Source organism: Streptosporangium sp. NPDC006930, from assembly GCF_040635605.1.
GTDB lineage: Bacteria > Actinomycetota > Actinomycetes > Streptosporangiales > Streptosporangiaceae > Streptosporangium.
In genome coordinates this window covers 372053-393162 of sequence record NZ_JBEYID010000001.1, presented here as the reverse complement: position 1 = coordinate 393162, position 21110 = coordinate 372053, and the positions used below count along the sequence as shown (strand labels likewise).

Sequence of the window (21110 nt, the reverse complement as noted above, 5' to 3'; positions counted from 1 at the left end):
GACATCGCAAGGAACGGTTCCACGAGGGCAGAGCAGGACGTAGGCATCACGACGAACTGCCCGGACGAGCGTGGACATCGCAGGACGACGAAGAAAGACGGGCAGAGAAGGTCGGACGTGCCAGGACCGAGCAGTTGAAAGGGTCCCGGCCGTGGACACGCTGCCACCGCAGTGAAACGAGTACCAACGTCGGACGTGCCAGGACCGAGCAGTTGAAAGGGTCCCGGCCGTGGACGCGCAGCCGCCGCAGTGAAACGAGTACCAACGTCGGACGTGCTGGGACCGGCGGTAGATGAAGGGTTCCGGCCGTGGACGCGCAGCTGCGACAAGTGATGCATGAGCTCGAAGAGGACAGATAGCGAAAGGAGTGTTGAACGCCATCAGGATCGCCCGTTGCCGGTTGATGTTCGCCGCACGGGTACCGCAGTCCCACAGATTGGAAGGTGGTCTACGGTCACGCATACGCGATCCCCGCATCCCCGCCCCCTGCGGGCGGCCAATGCGGAAGAAACAGGTTGGCCCCAGGGCCGATAGATGGTGTTGAACCTCGTGGGTCCCGGCGCATCATGGCGCCGGGACCCCTGTTGGCGTTACAGGAAGGTTGTATGGATCAAACACCGATGGCGTCGGCCGTACGCGCGGAGCCCAGACTTCGCGACACCGCCGATAAGGCTGAAACGGCCGGTAAGGCCGACACCGCGGGCAGAGCCGACGAGCTCCCCGCCACACCGGGCGAGGTCTCCGCTCACCGGTTCGACGACGAGGACTACCCCGCCTACAGCATGGGCCGGGCCGCCGAGATGCTCGGCGTCACCCCGGCGTTCCTGCGCAGCCTGGGCACCGCCAGACTGATCGAGCCGCAGCGCTCCGAGGGCGGCCACCGCCGCTACTCCCGCTACCAGCTCCGCCTGGCCGGCCGCGCCCGCGAACTGGTCGACCAGGGCACCGCCCTGGAGGCCGCCTGCCGCATCATCATCCTGGAAGACCAACTCGCCGAGGCCCTGCGCATCAACACCGAACTCCGGCAGGCCCGTGACCGGCAACAGCCCGACAGCGCGGACCGCCGCTCGGCATGAGGCCGGCGATCCGCGGCACGGCAAGACGAGCCATGGGGCGACTCTCGGTCGCCCCGCCTCCGGCTAGAGGTCGATCTGGTAAAGGATGAAACCCCTGTTCACGGCGACCTTTTCGTAGAGCCGCCGGGCCTCGGTGTTGGTCTCCTTGGTCGACCAGTAGACCCGGCTGCAGTCGCGGGCGCTCGCCCACTCGGTCACCGCACCGATCAGCGCCCGCCCCGCCCCCTTGCCCCTGGCCTGCGGCGCGGTGAACAGGTCCTGGAGGTAGCACACGTCCAGCGCCGTGGTGCTCGAGTGGATGAGGAAGTGCGCGATGCCGACCAGCTCGTCGTCGAGCTTCGCGCCGAGGGCGTGCATACGAACGTCCTCCCGGAACTCGTCCCAGGCACGGTCGTACAGCTGGGGCGGGAGCGTGCGCTCGTAGAAGTCGTTGTAGCCACGGAAGAGGGTTTCCCAGCGGGGACGGTCAGCGGGGGTGAGCTTGCCGATCCTGAGCATGCGATGTCCTTCAGGCGAGGGTCGGGAGTTCAGACTCCGTATCCCCCGTGAGGACCGTCCCGAACGTTGACCGGCTGTCGCTTCCCGACAACCCGGGGAACCGTCCCGAACGTCGACCAGGTATACCTTCCCGACAGCACGGGGGAACCGTTCCGAACGTCGACCGGGTGTCGCTTCCCGACAACCGGCCACCGCTTCTCACTCCTCGCCCGACAACCTGCCACCGCGCTTTCCTCCCTACTCGGCCCCGTCCCCACCGAGATCCCACCGCACTTCCTCCCCCACCTGGCGGCGTGGTATCAATTAAATGACCATATACGGATATACGGTCAAACTTTCCCGAAATGACGGGGGCTATGAAACCGGAGACCAGAAGGGTGGGGCGACCTCCGCAGGACGCCTCCCAGCGGCTCGCGCGGGCGCACCGCATCCTGGACGCCACCGCCGACCTCGTCCTGCGCTGGGGGTACGACAAGACCACCGTCGAGGACATCGCCCGACGGGCCGCGGTCGCCAAGGGCACGATCTACCTGCACTGGAAGACGCGCGAGGAGTTGTTCGTCGCGCTGCTGCGCCGCGAGCGGGTCGAGATGATCACCGAGGTGCGACGGCGCGTCGGAGACGGCCCGGCCACCCTCCGCGACCTGCTCAGGCTGCTCGCCCTGGAACTCCTCGGCAGGCCCCTGATGCGCGCGAGCATCCTGGGTGACTCGGAGGTGCTGGGCAGGCTCACCCGCCAGAAGTGGGACGGCACGGCCGAGGCGGAACTGGGCGGCGGTTTTCAGACCTACCTCGGCACGCTGCTGAAACACGGCGCGCTGCGGAGCGACCTGTCGCCCGCCGAACACGTGACCACGTTCGTCTCCGTCCTGTACGGATTCCTGACCGTCTCGCCGATGATGCCCGCCGGGTACAGGCCGTCCGACGAGCGGCTGGCGGAGCTGGTCGCCGATGCCGGCGGCAACGCGATGGAGGCCACCGGCCCCGCCACCGTCTCCGCCACCGTCTCCGGCACCGTCTCCGGCACCGATCCCGCCTCCGCCGCCGTCACCCGAGCGGTGACACGGGCCACCCTGGAGTACGTCGACGCCGCCCTGGAGGCCGCGCAGCGGAAACTTCGCGTCTCCCTCGGCTTCGAGGAGACCGACCGGTTCGAGGAGCACGAGGAGAACAAGGAGAACGCGCGGTGAAGACCCTCCCCCTTGACGGCGAAGCGGCCGATCTCGCACTGGCGGGCGGCAAGGGAGCCTCGCTGGCCCGGATGGCCCGCGCGGGCCTCCCGGTCCCCGACGGCTTCCACGTCACCACGGACGCCTACCGCGACTTCGTCTCCCGCGACGGACTGAACGACCAGATCATGGAGGCCGTCTCGGGCATGTCCGCCGAACAGGCGTCGCGGCGGATCGCGGCCTTGTTCTCCGAGCGGGAGATCCCGGCGGAGACCGCCGCCGAGATCCGCGCGGCCTACGCGAGGCTCGGCGAGGACGTGCCGGTCGCCGTACGCTCGTCGGCCACCGCTGAGGACCTGCCCGACATGTCGTTCGCCGGACAGCAGGACACCTACCTCAACATCCGGGGTGACGGCCTGCTGGACGCGGTCCGACGCTGCTGGGCCTCGCTGTGGACGGCGCGCGCCATCGCCTACCGGGCCTCGAACGGCGTACCCCAGGACGACGTGGCGCTGGCGGTGGTGGTCCAGGAACTGGTGGCCGCCGACGCGGCGGGCATCCTGTTCACCGCGAACCCGGTCACCGGCGCGCGGGACCAGGTCGTGATCAACGCCTCGTGGGGACTGGGCGAGGCCGTCGTCGGGGGGCAGGTGACACCCGACACCGTCGTCGTCTCCAAGGACGGCGGCGAGATCGTCGAAGAGCGCGTCGGCGACAAGACCGTGATGACGGTCCGCACCCCCGGCGGCACCCGTGAGGAGGCCGTACCCGAGAACCTGCGCCACCGGCCCGTGCTCACCCCCGCCGAGGTCACCCGGCTCGCGCGGCTCGCGACGCGGATCGAGGAGTTGTACGGGACGCCCATGGACGTGGAGTGGGTCAGGCGCGAGGGGGTGTTCCTCGTCGTGCAGGCCCGCCCGATCACCCGGCTCAGGCAGCCCGTCGAGGAGTGGAACGACAGCCTGACCGGCGACTACCTGTGGACCGGCGCCAACCTCGGCGAAGCCATCCCCGACGTGATGACGCCGTGCACCTGGTCACTCGTCCAGATCTTCATAGGGGAGGCGATGTCGACGTCGAAGGTGCCCGGCTTCGGCCTGGTCGGCAACATCGGCGGACGCTTCTACATGAACCTGAGCGTCGCGTTCTCGGTGGCGCAAGCCCTGGGCATGCGGAGAAGGCTCGGCGCGATCGAGCAGGTCTTCGGCAGGCTCCCGCGCGACCTGGACGTACCGTTGCTGCCCGCCTCGCGCCTGCGGATCATCAGAGGCGTGCTGCCGCTCGCCTTCACCCTGCGCAGGCGGGTCGCGGTCAACACCAGGAAGATGCCAGGTTTCCTCGCCACGGCGCGACAGCGCTGCGAGGCGCTGCGCGAGCGGATCGCCGCCACCGCGACAACCTGCGAGCTGGCCGGGCTGTGGGAGGGGGAACTGCTTCCGTACTTCGTCGAGGCCTGCCAGATCCTGGAGGCCTCCGGACGGCAGGGCGGCGCCGCCCTGGTCATGACCCGCGACAGGCTGCGCACGCTGGTGGGTGAGATCGACGCCGAGGCCATGCTCACCGGCGCCAACGCCGACGGGGAGCTCGCCAGCCTCGGGACGATCGTCGGCCTGGAGAGGCTGGCCGCGCGGGAGATCGACAGGGAGACCTTCGCCCGCCTCTACGGGCACCGTGGCGCGCACGAGTTCGAGGTCTCCATCCCCCGGCCCGGCGAGGATCCGCGATGGATCGACGCGCAGCTCGCGGCCATCTCCGAGAGCAACGGGCACGCCGGTACGCTGCTCGACCACCAGCGGGAGGCGCGTGAGGCGGCCTGGAGGCGCTTCGGGGAGCGCCACCCCCGCGAGGTCGCGAAAACGCGCCTGCGGGTGGCGCGGTGGAACGCGATCGTCCGTGACCGGGAATCGGCCCGCTCGGAGGTGATCCGCGCCTTCTGGGCGTTGCGTACCTTCGTCCTGCGGGCCGGTGAGCTCACCGGCCGCGGTGACGACCTGTTCTTCCTGTCGATCCAGGAGATCCTCGCCGTCCTGCGCGGCGACGACACTCCGACCGCGAAGGTGGCGGTCCGGCGGGCGACGTACGAACGGTACGCGGCCCTGCCCGCCTACCCCACGCTGATCATCGGCCGTTTCGATCCGGAACGCTGGGCCGCCGATCCCGACCGGCGCGGCGACATCTTCGACGCCAGGGGCGGCGGCGCCCCGGTGAGCGACACCGTGACCGGCTTTCCCGGGGCGCCGGGCGTCGTCGAGGGCGTGGCCCGCGTCATCGCCGGTCCCGAGGACGGTGACAGGCTCGCACCCGGCGAGATCCTCGTGACGACGCTGACCAACATCGGCTGGACCCCGATGTTCCCCCGCGCCGCCGCCGTGGTGACCGACATGGGCGCTCCGTTGTCACACGCCTCGATCGTCGCCCGTGAGCTCGGCATCCCGGCCGTGGTCGGCACCGGCAACGCGACCATGCGCCTGCGCGACGGCGACCGGATCAGGGTCGACGGCGAGCGCGGCACCGTCGAACTCCTGGAGCGGTGATCCCCCGGAAACCGAACCCCCCTGCCCCCTCAGCACCGCCCGGCTTGACCACTTCGGCGCCCCGGCCTGTCGACCTTAGCGCCGCCCGACTTGGCCTCTCAGCACCCCTGACTTGACCTCTCAGCACCGCCCGGCCTGATCACTTCGGGGCCGGCTCCGGCGCGGGATCCGGCCGCCAGGGGCCGCCGTGGTCGAGCAGGCGTTCCAGCCTCTCCGCGTACGGCCGCCAGTCCAGCCCTCTGCCCGCGGCCCAGGTGTCGTCGTGGCAGGTCCGCAGGTGGCGCGGATCGGCGTCGCCGAGCACGGTCACCACGTCACCTCCGACACCCTGGGCGCGCATACGCGTGACCATCTCCAGCGCGCCCCACAGGTTCGTTCCGGTGGCGGCACCGACCGGGGATCCGATGTCCCTGCGAACGCGGCGGGCCGCGGCCACACTCGCGGCGTCCGGTACGGGAATGACCAGGTCGACGAGGTCGGGGACGAACCCCGGCTCCAGGCGCGGCCGGCCGATCCCCTCGATCCGGGAGGGCATGCCCGTGCCGTAGTCGGCGGCGCCGCTCGCCCAGCCGGGGAAGTAGGCGGAGTTCTCGGGATCGACCACGGCCAGCCGTCCCGGCAGGTCATGGGTGCGCAGGTGGCGGCCGACGGCCGCGGACGTGGCGCCGGTGCCGGCGCCGACCACGACCCAGCGCGGGCACTCCTCCACCTGCCCGAACAGCTCTTCGGCCAGGCTCCCTCCGCGCCAGTCGACGTCCGCCGCCGAGGTGTAGTGGTCCAGGTAGTGGCCGTCCACCCGCTCGGCCAGCTTCGCGGCCTCCGCGTAGATCGCGAGGGGCGGATCGACGTGCAGGCATCTCCCGCCCAGCCGTTCGACCCCCTCCCCGGACGACCTCTTCGGCATGACGGCGACATACGGCAGGCCGAGCAGCCGGGCGAAGTACGCCTGCGCGACGGCCATCGCGCCCCCGGTGGCCTCCACCACGGTGGTGCCCTCCACGATCAGGCCCGCGGTGATCGCCCGCGCGAAGAGTGCCCGCGCCAGCCGGTGCTTGAGATTGCCCGTCGGCTGCGCGGACTCGTCCTTCAGCCACAACCGCACCTCCCATCCGGCGGGCAGCGGGAACCGGTGCAGCGGTGTGGGAGGGGTCCGCTCCCTCTCGCCGTCCAGCTTCGCGATCGCCTCCACCGCCCACGTACCACCACTCATGACGGCAATCTAGTGCGATTCACCCGTCTGACGGTGACCGAAGATCCGCGGGGATCGGCCGGGTCAGCGGCCGAATGCGCGGCGCTCCGGCGGGGCGAGGGTGAAGGACCCGGTGAACCAGGCGGCGAGCAGCGCGCGGTCGATCAGTGTCAGGTCGGTGCCCGCCGCGTACTCCCTGGCGGGAGCCGTGAACGTCGCGGAGGTGACGAGCACGCCGCGGTGACCGGGGTAGGCGTGGAGCGCGCCGAGGAGGTCGCGGATCTGGGGTGAGCCGACCGAGGTGCCCCAGCGCTTGCACTGGATGACGAAGCGGTCGCCGCCGGGCGCGGTCGCGACGACGTCGACGCCGCCGTCACCGCTGCCGCCGATCCTGCGCACCCCGCGAAAACCCTCTCGCCGCAACAGAGCCTCGACGAGGGCCTCGAACCGGTCGCCGGTCATGCGGTCGACGCTTTCGAGGCGCGCGTTGACCTCCAGCCATTCCCGCTCCCGGGCCTCGATCACCCGATGACGCAGCAGGAGTGCCCCGGCCAGAGCCGCGATCAGCGCGATCGTACCGCCGATCACCAGCGGCCAGTTGGCGATGACGACGTCGACGAGCCACATCCCGACCACGACGAGGGCGATGGCCGCGACCGCCCACAGGAACGGGCCTCCGTCGTCCTTGCCTCGGCGCGATCTTCGCCCGCCGGGTGCCCGCCGTCGCACCGCCTTGGCGGGTGTCCGTCGCCGTGCCATCGCGCACCTCCGGGGGACGAGGTTGGAACGTTGCCGCTGACCCTGCCGACTCTGACAACGGGCACCGACATTTTTCAGGGTGACGTGCCTGAGGCGGCATGCCTCAGGGGGAACGTGCTTCGGGGTAGCCGGTGGGCGTGGAATCACGTCGGCCGTGCCGGATGCGCCCCACCCGTGGCGATGCCGCGTATCCCTCCCGTTCGGACTCGGGGTCTGGAAGGGCGTGAAGTGTCCGGGAACCTCACGGGTGCCGGGTAGGAGCGGGCGCATCCTCGTGGAGTGTCCCGCTCACGCCCCCGACAGCGGCGAGGCGCTCCGCGATGTCGGTGACGAGTGCCGCCTCCTCGTCCCCCGGACGGAGGTGATCCCCTGGAAGGGTACGCAGCTCGAATCCGGACGCCGCGACGCGGCTCCAGGCGCGCATCTCCCCGTGGCTCACGCACGGGTCGCCCGTCCCCAGGTAGCCGGTGATCGGAACGGTGACCGGCGGGGTGGACGCGGGCCGGTAGGCGTGCAGGAGGTCGTGGTCGGCCCGCAGCGCGATCATCGCCAGGTCCATCAGCTCCGGAAAGCGCAGGAGCGTCGGGTCCGCGGCGGCGGCCCACTCGGTGAGCTGACGGTCACCCACGGGGATCCTTCGCGCGTCGTCCGCGCACAGGTGCGGCGCCGCGTGCGCCGACACCAGCAGCGCCACCGGGGAGATCCGGTACTGTCCGGCGAGCCTGACCGCGACCTCGTACGCGACCACGGCGCCCATACCGTGCCCGAACAGGGCGAGCGGCCGGTCCGAGAGAGGGAGCAGTGCCCGGCATACCTGGTCGGCGAGAGGTTCCATGTGGTCGATCGGCCGCTCGTTGGCGCGGTTCTGCCTGCCGGGGTAACACACGGCGGAGAGCTCGATGTCGGCGGGCAGCCGGTCCTGCCACCCCTGGTAGGAGGTCGGGGCACCTCCGGCGTGGGGAAAACAGACGAGGCGCAGGCGAGGCTCGGCGAGCGGGCACTGCCTGCGCAACCACAGGCGGGAGTCCACCGAGTGCGTCATTTCGGGAACTTCCCACTCAGGGGCGCCTAGTTCGGGGGCATCCGAACCAGGGACGTCGAGATCGGGGCCGGGGACATCGGATCTCGACGTCCCAGAACCAGGGACATCGAGATCGGGCCCGAGGGCAACGGAACCCGAGACTCCGGAACCTGGAATATCGAGATCAGGAGCGCTGGGATCGGGCACTCCCGGACCTGGGAGACCTGGCCTTCGAGGACCGGGATCCGGGCCCCCTGGACCGGGGCCGGGAAGTCCCGGGCCGGGACCGGGGATTCCGGGGCCGGGACCTCCAGGACCAGGACCTCCGGGACCGGGGATTCCAGGACCGGGGACGGCCGGGTCGGGAAGGCCGGGACCGGGAGTGCCCGGCCTCGGGAAACCGCGTCTCGCCCTGCCGTCAACCGGTTCGAACCCGTGCATGCTTCCCCTTAGCGGTTATGGACGGCCGCTCGGCGGCTGCGGAACTGTTCGGTCAGCACCGCCACGTGCTCGCGCCGGTAGCCCTGCTCCATCGCCCTCAGCACGCGCTCGCGCATCACGCCGAGGTAGGACCGGTCGATCCCCGCCCGTTCCGCGATGCCCGCCAGGTTGTTGAGGACGTCCAGGTGCGAGGTGAGCGGAGCCTGCTCGAAGGTGTAGTCGCGGCGCGCGATGAGGCCGAGTCCGACGCAGATCGTGTTCCGGAAGGCGGGGTCGTAGAGCGGCACGGACTCCGCGAATTCGTGGAGGGGGACGCCGATGCTCTCCGCGATGGCCGAGCATTCGAGGAAGCCGCTGACGAACGCGTAGTGGAAGGCGCTGGAGACGACGTGGTAGGCCTTGGCGTAGGCGGGGTCGGCGCCCAGGCGCACCTGCTTGCCGGACAGCGCCTCGGTCACCCCCGCCAGCTCCTTGAAGTCCTCGGCCGCCCCGCTGTAGACGGTGAAGCAGTCTTCGGTGCCGATGGCGTCCGGGTAGTTGAGGATCGCGGCCTCCAGATATCTGCCTCCGGCGGCCTCCACCCGCTCGCGCAGGGGGGCGACGTCGTCGGGGACGCCTGCGGCGCTCTGGACGACGAGCCTGCCGGAGAGGTCGGCCCCGGCATCGTCGAGGACCGCGTGGGTGATCTCGTAGTTGAGAAGGCACAGCAGCACGATCGGGGAGGTCTCGATCGCCTCGGCCGCCGTCGCGTGAAGATGGACGTCCCTTCCCGCGAGTCTCGCCGAGCGTTCCGGCGTGCGGTTCCAGACCGAGACCACCAGGCCGGAGTCGACGCAGGCCCGTACGATCGCGGAGCCGGTCACTCCGGTCCCGACGACCGTCACATCCGTCATGGCGCCACTCCATCCTGGTGAAGGTCATGCCGACCCCACCGACCTCGACGATGTCCGCCCACTCGGCGAAGGTGTCGAACCGCCGCGCGGTGCCGGACGTAAAGCGAATTACGCCATTAGTCGCAAATCACCGGTCACATAAATTCGTCGGCCGAGCGAAACATTAGCAGCGGACGCCGGAACAGTCGATGACCTCGAATATCTGGTTCCCACCATGCAAGGTCAACATTTCCACGGATATCAACCTTGACATCCCACCCTTTCACCATAAAACCATCCTCCAGCAAAGGACATCAAAAACCACCCCCTCTCGGCCCCCTATTTTCAGGGTCCACGGGCATTCTGGCCACGCAAATCATATGTTTCAAAACAGAGAATCAACAAATATCGACATTCCTCCCAGATGAGAATTTATGCTCATCTGGGAGGTCGGTGACCCATGACCGGCAGGTGTCATGCGCCCCGTCCGGCCAGATCACCCGGTCCCGCCGCCGCCTCGAACACGGTCGCCCCTTCGCGGCCGTCTGGCGCCTGCTCGACCTTCTCGCTTCCGGAGGCACCTCCTTCTCGCAGCCAGGCCCCTCCTCGTCCGCGGCCAAGTGACAAGTAACTTTCTGTAGTTGCTCTTTGGTCGACGCCCACCTGCGAATCTGACGTTCTGACCTGCGATAACCGCCGTTATCAGGAGCCAGAGTCTCGAATGGCCGACGCATGACGCAGGATTCACCCGCCGACGTCGCCGGCCCGGTGGCGGCCGAGTACCGCGGCGATCGGCAGGGAGACGGCCAGGCCACTGAGCAAAAACGCGGCCAGTGCCCCCAGCACGGCCGGTGAATCGTCGAAGGCGAGACCGACGGCGGCCAGGGCCGGACCGACGTTGCGTACCGCTGTGACGCCTCCCATGGTGCTGCGGCGCTGCGGCGTGCCGGTGGCCAGCAGCGCGCCCGTGGCGAAGGCCGTGACGGCCAGGACGAATCCCGCCAGCAGGGTGCGTGAACCGGTCAGCGCGGCGATGTCTCGCCAGTTGCCCAGCAGCATGCCCGCCAGCACGATCAGGAACGACACGTTCGACACCGCCACCGCGGCCGGATGCCACGAGCGCGCCATGGCCGGCGTGTAGTGGCGCGTGATCAGCCCGACAGCGAACGGGATGAGCTGCAGGACGGCCACGGTCCGCACCAGGGCGGCGACGTCCAGGGAGACGCCCCCGCCGACGTTCGCCGCAGTGAGGACGGCGTTGACCGTCGGACCGAAGGTGAGGCTGCCGACGGCGGCCAGCAGCACCTGCATCGCCGCGCCCGCGACCACGTCTCCCTTTTGAATCATGCCCAGCTTCGCCCCGAACGGCCCGCCCGGGGAGGAGGCGATCAGTACCGTCGCGACGAAAGCCGCCGTGGGCAGGCTGAACAGGGTGGCGACACCCCAGCCCAGCAACGGGACGGCGATCAGGTTGGCCGTCAGTGCGAGTACCAGCAGCAGCGGGGCGGTCAGGATCGCGCGTAGCGCCGGCAGAGTGGTTCCCAGGCCTGCGGCGAACATAGTGGCCGCGATGAAGATCACGGTGATCGCGGTGAGCAGCAGATGCAACGTGTCCATGATGCTCCCGCCTCGATGGCTTTTGCGGATGACCTGCCCGAAGCGGTGCCGTCCGTCTGTTCGGCTGGTTCTTTGATCAGTCTTCGAGGTCGCCGAGCCAGCGCAGGGCGCTCAGCGAGGGCAGAAAGCAGTACTCGCCGCCACGCGTGACGACGAACCGTGGCAGATCCTGCAAACGTCGCCGCAGCGGCTTGCGGGGGATGGTGAAGTCGCCGGAGCCGATGACGGGGTCACGTGCGTCGCCCGCGCCGAAGAAGACGCCGTCGTTCATCCATTCGGACTGGACGAACTCGAACTGCCGTCCCAGGTGCGCGCCGATGAAGGCGAACATCAGGCCGCGGTCGGTCCCGTCGTCCTCTAGGACGCCATCGGGCAGCGGCGGACCGTAGACGGTGCCGCGCCGGATCATCCGGTGCAGCCGCGGCACGCCCGCCACCACCGCGTCGCGAGGGTTGCCCCGGCGGATGTGACTGCCGCCGGGGGTGATAAAGCCCGCCGGGTCGTCCTGCCGATAGAGGAAACTGTTGCGGTAGGGGTCGGCGTCGAGGGTGGGATCGTCGCGCTCCGGGCTGAGCGCCAGGGGCGCTCCGCTGCGCCAGCGACCCATGATCTTCGCCGCCAGCAGTTCCTCGTCCGCCGGATCGGCGGCGTTGTCCCGCAGGTAGCGGCGGAAGACGCCGACGCGCTGGTGGAGTTTACGGAAGGCCGCGTAGCTGCCGTTGCGTCCCAGCACCTCGGGCCGGAGGGTCTGGACGCCGCCCAGCTCGTCGGGGTAGCCGAGTATGAACTCTCCCGCCTTGAGCGGGACCTCCAGCGTATTGGAGCCCGGAATGCCGCTGCCCTCGACGGCCGGGTGGCTGATGCCGTCGCGGTAGCCGAACGGTTCGGTCTCGGTGGGCAGCGCGTGGCAGTCCTGGCACCAGATCGCGGTGATGCCGGGCAGCGCGTGGTAGGCGGGGCGGGCCCGGTCGATCGCCTCCTGCAGGCGGGCGCTGTCGGGGGCGAGGGCCACCAGCACCACGTGGACGTCGGGCGTGCCCAGTGGCTTCTCCCAGTTCTCCGGAGCGCTGTCGCCGATGTCGCCCAGCGCTTCGGCGCGGGCGGCCATGCCCTGGCGGAACTCCCAGGCGAAGGTCTCCAGCGACTGCCGCGGCACGCCCAGTGCCGCCAGGCCGTGATAGGTGAGCGCGACGCTGACCCAGGTCTCGCCCAGGGGGCTGACGGTGTCGGCGGCCGAGGTGACCACCGCGGCAAGGCGCCGTATCAGCTCCCGCCCGTGCGCGCGCTCGTCGATGCGGAACAGGACGTAGGTCGCGGCGTACGGGCTCGGCCGGGGGCTGAGCACCCCACGTTGGATGTCGTGCAGGTCGAGTTCGGGTGCGATGTGGGTCTGTGCGGTCACGGCCGCCACCTGCCTTCCCGGGCGTTACCTCGCCGCGACGATGTTCTTCCAGAAGGTGCGCAGGCTCTCATCGCCGCCGAACAGCGAGCTGAAGATCGTGGAGTCGGCCAGCAGCACGTCGCCGGCCCGCTGTCCGTCGGGAGGCATCCACAGGAACATGTTGAACTCGGTGTTGCCGGCTTCGGTGAACGGGTGCGGCGGCCTGGAGAGGTCGATCGGCTGCCTGCCCAGCACGTGAACGACGTCCGGCGCATCGGTCGTCACGGCGTAGTGCGGCAGGTGCATGTGGAAGTTGAAGGTGCTCACCCCCTCCAGCCACCCCTTGGTGTCAAGGTCCCGGTTGATCGACAGCGGTGCGATCTTCTTGTTTTCCTGTACGGCGGGCCGCAGCCCGTAGCGGTTTTCCACCGGCACGCCCAATCCGGCCATCAGGCCGCGGACGTAGCAGGCGAAACGCTGCTGCCGGGGCACCAGCGCATCACCGTGATGGTGGTATTCGGCGTCGCGCACGGCCAGATCGTCGGAGGCTCCAACGTCGTGGTGCGGCCCCAGCACCAGGCAGGTTCCCTCCCGGGACAGGAACTCCCGCAGCGCCTCGACCTCCCCGGGCTCGGTGTCCTGCCCGGTGACCATGTGGTCCAGACCGAAGACGAACAAGGTGTCGGTGTCGGCCAGTACCCGCTCGTCCAGCACGGTACGGAAACCGGCCTGGTCGATGCGCTGGTACACCGGCACGGGGTGGCCGGTGCTCTCCTCAACGAACTGCTGGAAGGGGGCCCAACCCCAGAAGAACAGCTCCAGCGCTCCGGCGATGTCCTGCTGGAAACATCGCGGATCAGACCAGCGGGGGTCCTCATACGTCGGCCAGTTCACCCGCCGCACCTCGGTCATCGTGGAGAACCGGTTGTCGAGCTCGGCCGTGTTCCTGCCCGCCTCGGCCGGATAGCTCCACGACACGTAGATGCTCACCCGCTGCCCGCCGGGGGTGTAGGGGCGCGATGCGTGGTTCTGGTTGTAGACGCGGGCGGTTCTGGGCTGGCTCATCTGGCCTCCGATCGGCAGCGGGACACACCGGGCACCGGCCCGGCCTCCCCGGTTCTCACTGCATCTGGTCGAGCATCTCCGACAGGGCGCCCTTGATCCGCAATGCCTTCTTGATCTCGTCGGCGGTGACGTAGGGGTACTCCCCGTACTCGATGAAGCTGGGACAGTGGTGCTCGCGGACGAACCTGACGAACGCCTCCGGGTTGGTCTTCCAGTCCTCAGGGAAGCCCACGAGGTTCTCGAAGGTCGTGCTGACCCCCGACTGGCTGAACAGCGCGACGGCGTCCTCGGTGTACTTGTCGAAATCGGTGTCGAAGATCCCCTGATACATGAAGCGCCTGTCGTCGTCGAACAGCACCCAGCGCAGATAGTGCAGCTTCAGCGGTGCCAACAGATGCGGATCGGCCTCCAGCGCCTTGGCCAGCGTGTAACCGTGGTTCCTGATCGCCTCAGCCCGCCCCGGCTTGACGTCGGCGATGATCGTGAACCCGTAACACGCCGGGGTGCGTGGGAAGACGGGACCGTACTTGCCCTGTTCGAGGTGGTCGGTCTCCTTGGGGATGACCATCGCCTTGGGCGTGATGTCCATGCCTGCTCCTCCGTCACCAGCCAGGGGGGAGCAGGCCGAAAGCCGCCTGACCTGCAGAATTATCTCATACCGTCGGGTCTTCGGCCCGGCAAGCGCGGCCGGATCGGCTCACAGCGGCCATCCGTTGCGGGCAGCAGGGGCTCGATCCGTTGCCAGGCCTTGTCGGTCAGCTCACCTCGTCGCACCACGAACGATCATCTAACCGCATCCACCCTGATCATTTATCAGACATCACCTAGGGGCCTCTCACGCGCCTGTGCTGGAAAACCCGGTCCCCGGCACAGGCCCTACGGAGATCAGACGGCCTGCGAGGTGGCGGCCTCGGGGCGCAGGTCGGCGAGGCTCAGCTGGTGCGCGGGCTCCTCCGGCAGGACGATCCGGCGGGTGGGGACGAGATCCGGTCCGACGTGGAGCAGTTCGCCGGGCTCCATCGGGCTCCATCCGGGATGGTCGTCCATGTGCTCGCTGGCGACCACGTAGGCGGGGGCGTCGACGAGGTCGCGGGAGCGGACGCGGATACGGCCGTCGGTGCCGCTCTGGTCGAGGTGCCGGCCACTGTGGCACCCGCCCGCGGCGCGCTGGAGCACATACAGCCGGTGGGTGTCGGGATAGCGCAGCGCCCACAGATCCCGCGGGGTGGTGAGCACCAGATTGAGGCCGTAGATGGGCAGGTGCTGGGCGACCCAGCGGGCCGCGGCCTCGATACCGGCGGCGACGTCGCCGCCGTGCGCCCTGGTCTCACGGGTGATCAGCGCGAAGAAGCGCTCGGAGTCGGTCTCCCCCTTGACGAGCTTCCGATCCTCGCCCAGCTCCGCGTCGAGGTCGTCCAGGCCCTCGACCACCCCGTTGTGCGCGAAAAGCCGCCCGTCCTGCAGGAAGGGATGCGTGTTGCGTCTCTCCAGGCCGCCGGTGGAGGCGAAACGTACGTGGGCCACGAAGGTGGTGGACTCCACCTCCTTCGCCTCCTCGGCGAAACACCGGTCCCGATAGGCGGCGATGGGCGCCTTGTGCACCTCCGGGGTGCCGTCGGCGTCGAAGTACCCCAGCCCGGTCCCGTCGGGGTCGCGGTGGCTCTGCTCGCTGAGGCTGTCCGGCGCGTCCAGGAGCCAGAAGGTGGCATGCGTACGCCGAGGCGCGCTGCTCAGGCCGAACAAACGGCACATCTCAATGTCTCCTTCTCACTTGTCCTTCGCCCGCACCGGCCCTCCCCCGGCCGACGCGAGCGCCTGCGCACACCCTCAGCCGTGGTGTCGGTGTCTCTTCCCGGCACCGTGCGCGAAGCCTCCGGCGTCGTCGGCGGTGCGATGCCCGCCTTGCGCCTCCAGGCGGGGCAGGATCCTGCGCAGGTCCTCCATCAACAGATCGGCCAGGTCGTGGCTGAAGCCGTTGCGGACGACGATGCGCAGTACCGCCAGGTCCGTACGGTTCTCCGGAAAGGTGTAGGCGGGCACCAGCCAGCCGCGCTCGCGCAGCGCGGCGGAGACGTCGAAGACCGTGAAGCCGTCGACTCCCTCACGTACCCGAAAGGCGAACACCGGAGCCTCGCCACCGTCGGTGAGCAGCTCGAAGTGGTCCAGCCCGGCGATCTCCCCGGCCAGCCGGGTCGCCACGTCCCGGCAGGTCCGCTGCACCCGGCGGTAGCCGTCGAAGCCCAGCCGCAGGAAGTTGTAGTACTGCGCGACCACCTGGGCGCCCGGCCGGGAGAAGTTCAGCGCGAAGGTCGGCATGTCCCCGCCGAGGTAGTTGACGCGGAAGACCAGATCGTCGGGGAGCGCCTGGGAGTCGCGCCACAGCACCCAGCCCACCCCCGGCATCACCAGCCCGTACTTGTGTCCGGAGGTGTTGATCGACGCCACCCGTGGCACCCGGAAGTCCCAGTGCAGATCCGGATCGAGGAAGGGCGCGATCATCGCGCCGGAGGCGCCGTCCACGTGGATCGGCACGTCGAGTCCGGTGCGGGCCTGCAGGTCGTCCAGGGCCGCGGCGATGTCGGCGACGGGCTCGTAGCTGCCGTCGTAGGTCGAACCCAGGACGGCCACGACCCCGATGGTGTTCTCGTCGCACCGCTCGACGGCGGTCTGCGGGCTCAGGTGGTATCGATCGCCCTCCATCGGCACGTAGCGGGGTTCGATGTCGAAGTAGTCGGCGAACTTGTCCCAGCAGATCTGTACGTTGACGCCCATGACGAGATTGGGCCGGTCGTCTGGGCGGCCCTCCGCACGGCGCCGCTGCCGCCAGCGTCGTTTGAGCGCCAGGCCGCCCAGCATGGCCGCCTCGCTCGACCCGGTCGTCGAGCAGCCCGTCGCGCGGTGAGGGTTCTCGGCGTGCCAGAGCCTGGCGAGGATGTCCACGCACCGCGTCTCCAACTCCGCGGTCTGTGGATACTCGTCCTTGTCGATCATGTTCTTCTCGACGCACTCGGCCATCAGCCTCAGTGCCTGCGGCTCCGCCCAGGTGCTCACGAACGTCGCGAGGTTCAGCCGCGCGTTGCCGTCCAGCATCAGCTCGTCGTGAACCAGCTGGTAGGCCGTCTCCGGCTCCATCTCCCCTGCTGGCATGGCGTGGCGCGGGACCCGCAGGGGCTCCCGGCTGAAGATCGGATTGATCTCCAGATCCCGGCTTCCGCGCCCGGTGTGACCTGGCCGCCTCAGAGGCATCGTCCACGTCCTTCCCCAGCTGATCAAACTGCTGTGAGCTGGGGTTTTCCCCTTGAACGGGGTACCCAGGCCACCGCCGCGCGACACCCTCGCCGCAGTGGCCCCGCCGAGACCTCACCGCCTGACCGGGAAACCGTGACCGTTGACCGGGACCGTTGCCCGTGTCCGTGGGCCGGGACCATACGTCGGGACCGTGGGCCGAGAACGTGGGCCGAGAACGTGAAAGCAGATCGACGGATCGGGTGATGAGGGATGACCGCTGATCGCGTCCGAAGGGTTGCACATGACGGGAAGACCATCGTGACCACGATGTCCTGGACCGATCGTCCAGCGGACGACGCCGAGGTCCTCCGGCTCTCCCTCGTCGAGTCCGAGCGGTTCAGCGCGATCTTCGACCTCCACTTCCACGAGATCCACCGCTACGTCGCGCAGCGACTCGGCGCCGACAGCGCGGAGGACGTCGTGGCGGAGACGTTTCTCACCGCGTTCCGCAAGCGGGCGCTCTACGACCCGTCGCGCGCCGGCGTGCGGGCCTGGTTGTACGGGATCGCGACCAACCTCATCGGCAAACAACGTCGCGTCGAGGTGCGCACGCTACGCGCGCTCGGGCGCCACGGCCCGGACCCCGACTCTCCGGGACACGAGGAACAGGTCGCGGCGCGGGTCAGCGCGGAGAGCCTGCGTCCGAGCCTGGCGACGGCGCTGGCCGGGCTCCACCGGCGAGACCGCGACGTCCTCCTCCTGGTGGCCCTGGCCGGGCTCAGCCACGAGGAGATCTCCGGCGCCCTCGGCATCCCGTACGGGACCGTCGGGTCACGCCTGAACCGGGCGAGGAGAAAACTGCGCACCGCGCTGGGTGGCACCAACCCCATGCTCGAACCCGAGGAGACCGATCGTGGATGAGCTGGAGAAGGTTCGCGAACTGTACGGCGAGCCGCGGCCCGACCCGTTTCTCAAGGCCAGGGTGTTCGGGCGGTTGCAGGCCGAACCCCGGCGCCGCCGGTGGTTGCCGTGGACGGTCGCGCTGACCGGCCTCGCCACCGCCATGACCGTGGTCGTGATCGTGGCCGTGCTCGTTCCGACGACGACCGTGGACCGGGCCCCTGAGATCTCCGGGCGGTCGGTTCTTCTCGCGGCGGCGACCAGGGCGGAGGCGGACCCCGCGACGACGGGAGCGTACTGGCGCGTCAAAAAGTCGCACCGCAGGACACACCCGGAGCCGCTGGGAAAGGGGAAGAACCGCTACCGGGTGGTGGAGTCGTGGCTCACCGAGCAGTGGGCCGCCGAGGACGGCAGGATCTGGGCCGGTTCGCGGACGCTGGGGGCGCGTCCGGGAAGCGCGGCCGACAGCGAGGCGTGGCGCCGCGACGGGTCTCCCAGCGAGTGGGCGGGCGTGGCCCCGTCCTGGAGTCCTTCAGGAGGGGAAACCCTGTCCTCGTCGCCGGGTGAGGGCCTGCTCAAGCCCGTCACCGGCAGGACGGCTTTCAGCGTGGCCGGCCAGGACATGACCTTCGAGCAGATCCGGGAGCTTCCGGCCGACCCCGCCGTGCTGAAGGACCGGATCTCCTCGATGGTGCGAGGTGCGCCGCGCGGTTCGGACAGCGGCGTCCTGGCGGACGCGCTCAGCGGTCTGCTGTGGAGCAAGCCGTCGTCGCCCGAGGTGCGGGCGGCCGCCTATCGTGCCCTGGCGGAGCTGCCGAACGTCCGCTACCTGGGCACGGCGCGGGACGAGCGGGGCAGGAAGGGTGCCGCGTTCTCCTTCACCGTGCGGACCTCCCCGACCGCTCCCGCCCTCGTCCAGCGGACGCTGATCATCGATGTCGCCAGCTCCCGGGTGCTGTCCTCGACCGATGCGGGCGGGCCCGGAGAGGAGGAGGTCGAGGTGGTCCTGGAGGCGGGCTGGACGGACGACAAGCCCGCCCCTCCCTCACTCCCGTAACCCGCCCGACCACCGCCTCCACAGCCCACCGGACGCCCGCGGGGCGGTCACCGTCTCCACATCCCCATAACCAACCGGACGTCCCGGGCCTCGCCCGACCGATCACGTCTCCTTAACCCACCGGCCGTCTTCAGGCTGCGCCGGCCCTCCCACAGCTCACCGGCTCTCTTCGGGCTGCGCGGAAACGGCCCGGCCATCCCGGTGTACGACCGTTCGCGGGCTCGTGAGGACGTCCGCACCTCACCCTTTGGAGCGATCACGTGTTTCAGCGCGCCCGCAGGGCCCTCGGCCTGGTCACGAGGCGTCCCGCCCCGTCATCCCCCGTGCCGGAGGACGGCCCGGTCGTCTATCCTGCCGGGTGGTTCCCAGCGATCAAGGTTGACGAGGTCATGCGGGGCCGGGTCGCGTTCGTCGGCCTGCCCCCCGCCGACCTGGGCTCGGACATCGACTGGCGCGCCGACCCGTACGGCAACCGTTCCTGGGCGCTGAACCTCCACGCGCTGAGATGGATGGGCCGCCTGGTCGGGGAGTACGAGCGGTCGGGCAGGCAGGAGTATCTCACCCGCGCCACGAAGATCGCCGGCGACTGGGTAAGGAAGAACCCTCGCGGCGGGACCCGGGTCAGCCCCTGGGCCTGGGCCGAGCATCCGGTCGCACTGCGCGCACCGGCGCTGGTCTGTCTCAGCGCGTACGTACGCGCCACCTGGCTGTTCGACAGCCTGGCCGAGCACGGCGGGATCCTGTCCGACCCCGCCCTCTATCGTCAGGGCCACAACCACGGTCTGGACCAGGACATCGCGCTGCTCGCGGTCGGCTGCCGTCTCCGGCGGGAACGATGGAGGGACCTGGCCGTCCGGCGGATGACCGAGTCGGCGGAACTCTCCATCGACGCGCAGGGAGCGCTGCACGAGCAGGCCCCGAGATACGGCCTCTACGTTCACCGGCGGCTGGGGGCGGCCCTGGAGGCGATCGGGAGGAGCGGGGTCGCGGTCCCCGCGAGCCTCGCCGTGCGGCGGACGTCGCTGGAGGCGTACGTCAGCCACGCCACCCAGCCCGACGGCCGTCTGGTGCCGATCGGTGACAGCCCCGCCGACACGCGCCCGGAGGGTTTCCCGCACGAGAAGGACACGGTGAAGGTGTTCGACGGCGGCTACGTCTTCGGCAGGACGGCGTGGGGCGACCCGCGATCCGCCTACTACTCGATCAGGTTCGGCCCCGGACGCCGCCTGCACGGCCACGAGGACCATCTGGGCGTCACCTACCACGCCCACGGCCGGGACATCCTGGTGGAGGCGGGCTTCCACTCCTACGAGAGGACGGCCTACCGGGAGTGGACGACCTCCCCCGAGGCGCACAACGTTCCCGTCGTCGTGGGCGCCACCTTTCGCGAGGAGACGGTGACCCATCTCGTGAACTCGTTCGTGGAACGCACCCGCCAGTCCTACACGTTCGCCGACGACGCGTACGGCGTCCGGCGCACACGCTCGGTCCTGGTCTGTCACGGCACCGATCTGATGGCCGTACTGGACACGGTCCCCGCCGGGTCGGCGCTGCGCAACCTGTGGCACCTCGGTCCCTCGCTCAGGGTTGTCTCCAATCGCGACGGCAAGGTGGTGCTGGCCGACGGGAGCCGGCGCGTGACGCTGCTGCAACTCACGATGCCCTCCCTCCAGCCGATCGGCGGCCAGAAGGTGCGCCCCTGCGCGATCTCGACCGGCTATCTCAAAAAGGCCGACACGGTGACGGTGCTCTCTCCCCCCGCCGCCTCCCTGCTGACCTTGATCGTCCCCGGCGCCGAAGATCCGGAGATCAGCCTCTCCGAGGGAAAGGTGACCGTCCGCACCCCCGGCGGCCCCGTCTCCTTCACGCCCTCACTCGACCGTCCCTGACCGGTACCGCCCCCTGTCCGAGACCGACCTCTGGGGAAGTGATCATTATGGCGGCCGAGCCGAATCGCTCCCAACAGGTGCCGACCACACAAAAGATCGGCATACCAATGCCGGATACGCGATCCAGAAGGGCCCGCACACAGAAACGCCTGATGCGAGGCTCTTTTCCATGTAAATCTGATCGCGTGCATCCAATCACAACTCTCCCCGTCGCCATTCCGTCCGGCGAAGTAGCCTCCGAGCCGGCCGTACACCCCCTCATAATCCTCGCAGGCCTCCTGATCATCGGATATCTCATCTCCTGCGCATTTCATCCATACATGAGATGTAAAACCTGCAACAGGTCCAAAGAATCGCATTCCACAACCTTCAAGGGCGCATTTGGTAAATGCCGCGCCTGCGACGGTAAGGGGC

Annotated in this window: 18 protein-coding genes; 7 read left to right on the top strand and 11 right to left on the bottom strand. The window is 69.4% G+C overall.

Translation table 11 applies throughout. The features are described from left to right. Window positions 1-782 precede the first annotated feature (782 nt). A complete protein-coding gene (locus ABZ664_RS01835; protein WP_362502229.1) occupies window positions 783-1076 on the top strand; it encodes a MerR family transcriptional regulator in 294 nt (97 codons plus the stop codon). 63 nt (window positions 1077-1139) lie between these two features. On the opposite strand, the gene ABZ664_RS01830 is transcribed toward ABZ664_RS01835, so the two are convergent. Continuing rightward, on the bottom strand, window positions 1140-1574 hold the full coding sequence (locus tag ABZ664_RS01830) for a GNAT family N-acetyltransferase (protein ID WP_362501647.1): 435 nt from the start codon (window positions 1572-1574) through the stop codon (window positions 1140-1142). Between the two features lie 356 nt (window positions 1575-1930). Here ABZ664_RS01830 and ABZ664_RS01825 point away from each other — a divergent pair, with 356 nt between their 5' ends. Both ABZ664_RS01825 and ABZ664_RS01820 read left to right on the top strand, forming a co-directional pair. Beyond that, a complete protein-coding gene (locus ABZ664_RS01825) occupies window positions 1931-2764 on the top strand; it encodes a helix-turn-helix domain-containing protein (RefSeq protein WP_362501645.1) in 834 nt (277 codons plus the stop codon). After that, window positions 2761-5277, top strand: a complete 2517-nt coding sequence (locus tag ABZ664_RS01820; protein ID WP_362501643.1) for a PEP/pyruvate-binding domain-containing protein — start codon at window positions 2761-2763, stop codon at window positions 5275-5277. The genes ABZ664_RS01825 and ABZ664_RS01820 overlap by 4 nt, the downstream gene beginning before the upstream one ends. Before the next feature lie 139 nt (window positions 5278-5416). Here the strand turns inward: ABZ664_RS01820 and ABZ664_RS01815 are convergent, their stop codons facing one another. The 4 genes from ABZ664_RS01815 to ABZ664_RS01800 form a co-directional block, all read right to left on the bottom strand. Beyond that, window positions 5417-6487: a pyridoxal-phosphate dependent enzyme gene (locus ABZ664_RS01815; protein ID WP_362501641.1), complete on the bottom strand. Its 1071-nt coding sequence runs from the start codon at window positions 6485-6487 to the stop codon at window positions 5417-5419. A gap of 63 nt (window positions 6488-6550) precedes the next feature. Then, window positions 6551-7225, bottom strand: coding sequence for a restriction endonuclease (locus tag ABZ664_RS01810; protein ID WP_362501639.1), 675 nt, complete (start codon window positions 7223-7225; stop codon window positions 6551-6553). A 241-nt stretch (window positions 7226-7466) separates the two neighbouring features. Then, complete coding sequence (locus tag ABZ664_RS01805) at window positions 7467-8267, bottom strand: thioesterase domain-containing protein (RefSeq protein WP_362501637.1); 801 nt, start codon at window positions 8265-8267, stop codon at window positions 7467-7469. 428 nt (window positions 8268-8695) lie between these two features. Beyond that, window positions 8696-9580: an NAD(P)-binding domain-containing protein gene (locus ABZ664_RS01800; RefSeq protein WP_362501635.1), complete on the bottom strand. Its 885-nt coding sequence runs from the start codon at window positions 9578-9580 to the stop codon at window positions 8696-8698. 432 nt (window positions 9581-10012) lie between these two features. On the opposite strand from ABZ664_RS01800, the gene ABZ664_RS01795 reads away from it, so the two are divergent. After that, window positions 10013-10183, top strand: a complete 171-nt coding sequence (locus ABZ664_RS01795) for a hypothetical protein (RefSeq protein WP_362501633.1) — start codon at window positions 10013-10015, stop codon at window positions 10181-10183. Between the two features lie 120 nt (window positions 10184-10303). On the opposite strand, the gene ABZ664_RS01790 is transcribed toward ABZ664_RS01795, so the two are convergent. The 6 genes from ABZ664_RS01790 to ABZ664_RS01765 form a co-directional block, all read right to left on the bottom strand. Further along, window positions 10304-11176 carry a bile acid:sodium symporter gene (locus tag ABZ664_RS01790; RefSeq protein WP_362501631.1) on the bottom strand — a complete coding sequence of 291 codons (873 nt, stop codon included), beginning with the start codon at window positions 11174-11176 and terminating at the stop codon, window positions 10304-10306. A 76-nt stretch (window positions 11177-11252) separates the two neighbouring features. After that, a complete protein-coding gene (locus ABZ664_RS01785) occupies window positions 11253-12578 on the bottom strand; it encodes a Dyp-type peroxidase (protein ID WP_362501629.1) in 1326 nt (441 codons plus the stop codon). Between the two features lie 24 nt (window positions 12579-12602). Next, the gene (locus ABZ664_RS01780; RefSeq protein WP_362501627.1) at window positions 12603-13622 is read right to left on the bottom strand and encodes a hypothetical protein; all 1020 of its coding nucleotides are present in this window, start codon (window positions 13620-13622) and stop codon (window positions 12603-12605) included. Window positions 13623-13677: 55 nt separating this feature from the next. Next, window positions 13678-14211, bottom strand: a complete 534-nt coding sequence (locus ABZ664_RS01775; protein ID WP_362501625.1) for a hypothetical protein — start codon at window positions 14209-14211, stop codon at window positions 13678-13680. A 296-nt stretch (window positions 14212-14507) separates the two neighbouring features. Next, window positions 14508-15374, bottom strand: coding sequence for a class II glutamine amidotransferase (locus ABZ664_RS01770; protein WP_362501623.1), 867 nt, complete (start codon window positions 15372-15374; stop codon window positions 14508-14510). A 75-nt stretch (window positions 15375-15449) separates the two neighbouring features. Further along, the gene (locus tag ABZ664_RS01765) at window positions 15450-16868 is read right to left on the bottom strand and encodes a glutamate decarboxylase (protein ID WP_362501621.1); all 1419 of its coding nucleotides are present in this window, start codon (window positions 16866-16868) and stop codon (window positions 15450-15452) included. Between the two features lie 309 nt (window positions 16869-17177). On the opposite strand from ABZ664_RS01765, the gene ABZ664_RS01760 reads away from it, so the two are divergent. The 3 genes from ABZ664_RS01760 (at window position 17178) to ABZ664_RS01750 (ending at window position 20696) form a co-directional block, all read left to right on the top strand. After that, window positions 17178-17771, top strand: coding sequence for an RNA polymerase sigma factor (locus tag ABZ664_RS01760; protein WP_362501619.1), 594 nt, complete (start codon window positions 17178-17180; stop codon window positions 17769-17771). Next, window positions 17764-18807, top strand: a complete 1044-nt coding sequence (locus ABZ664_RS01755) for a CU044_5270 family protein (RefSeq protein ID WP_362501617.1) — start codon at window positions 17764-17766, stop codon at window positions 18805-18807. The genes ABZ664_RS01760 and ABZ664_RS01755 overlap by 8 nt, the downstream gene beginning before the upstream one ends. Before the next feature lie 260 nt (window positions 18808-19067). Continuing rightward, the gene (locus ABZ664_RS01750; RefSeq protein WP_362501615.1) at window positions 19068-20696 is read left to right on the top strand and encodes a heparinase II/III family protein; all 1629 of its coding nucleotides are present in this window, start codon (window positions 19068-19070) and stop codon (window positions 20694-20696) included. Window positions 20697-21110 lie beyond the last annotated feature (414 nt).

Coding starts and splice junctions, on each gene's coding strand:
- ABZ664_RS01790 (WP_362501631.1), bottom strand. CDS start 11,176: ATGGACACGTTGCATCTGCTGCTCACCGCGATCACCGTGATCTTCATC.
- ABZ664_RS01775 (WP_362501625.1), bottom strand. CDS start 14,211: ATGGACATCACGCCCAAGGCGATGGTCATCCCCAAGGAGACCGACCAC.
- ABZ664_RS01830 (WP_362501647.1), bottom strand. CDS start 1,574: ATGCTCAGGATCGGCAAGCTCACCCCCGCTGACCGTCCCCGCTGGGAA.
- ABZ664_RS01760 (WP_362501619.1), top strand. CDS start 17,178: ATGTCCTGGACCGATCGTCCAGCGGACGACGCCGAGGTCCTCCGGCTC.
- ABZ664_RS01810 (WP_362501639.1), bottom strand. CDS start 7,225: ATGGCACGGCGACGGACACCCGCCAAGGCGGTGCGACGGCGGGCACCC.
- ABZ664_RS01780 (WP_362501627.1), bottom strand. CDS start 13,622: ATGAGCCAGCCCAGAACCGCCCGCGTCTACAACCAGAACCACGCATCG.
- ABZ664_RS01835 (WP_362502229.1), top strand. CDS start 783: ATGGGCCGGGCCGCCGAGATGCTCGGCGTCACCCCGGCGTTCCTGCGC.
- ABZ664_RS01765 (WP_362501621.1), bottom strand. CDS start 16,868: ATGCCTCTGAGGCGGCCAGGTCACACCGGGCGCGGAAGCCGGGATCTG.
- ABZ664_RS01800 (WP_362501635.1), bottom strand. CDS start 9,580: ATGACGGATGTGACGGTCGTCGGGACCGGAGTGACCGGCTCCGCGATC.
- ABZ664_RS01805 (WP_362501637.1), bottom strand. CDS start 8,267: ATGACGCACTCGGTGGACTCCCGCCTGTGGTTGCGCAGGCAGTGCCCG.
- ABZ664_RS01770 (WP_362501623.1), bottom strand. CDS start 15,374: ATGTGCCGTTTGTTCGGCCTGAGCAGCGCGCCTCGGCGTACGCATGCC.
- ABZ664_RS01825 (WP_362501645.1), top strand. CDS start 1,931: ATGAAACCGGAGACCAGAAGGGTGGGGCGACCTCCGCAGGACGCCTCC.
- ABZ664_RS01815 (WP_362501641.1), bottom strand. CDS start 6,487: ATGAGTGGTGGTACGTGGGCGGTGGAGGCGATCGCGAAGCTGGACGGC.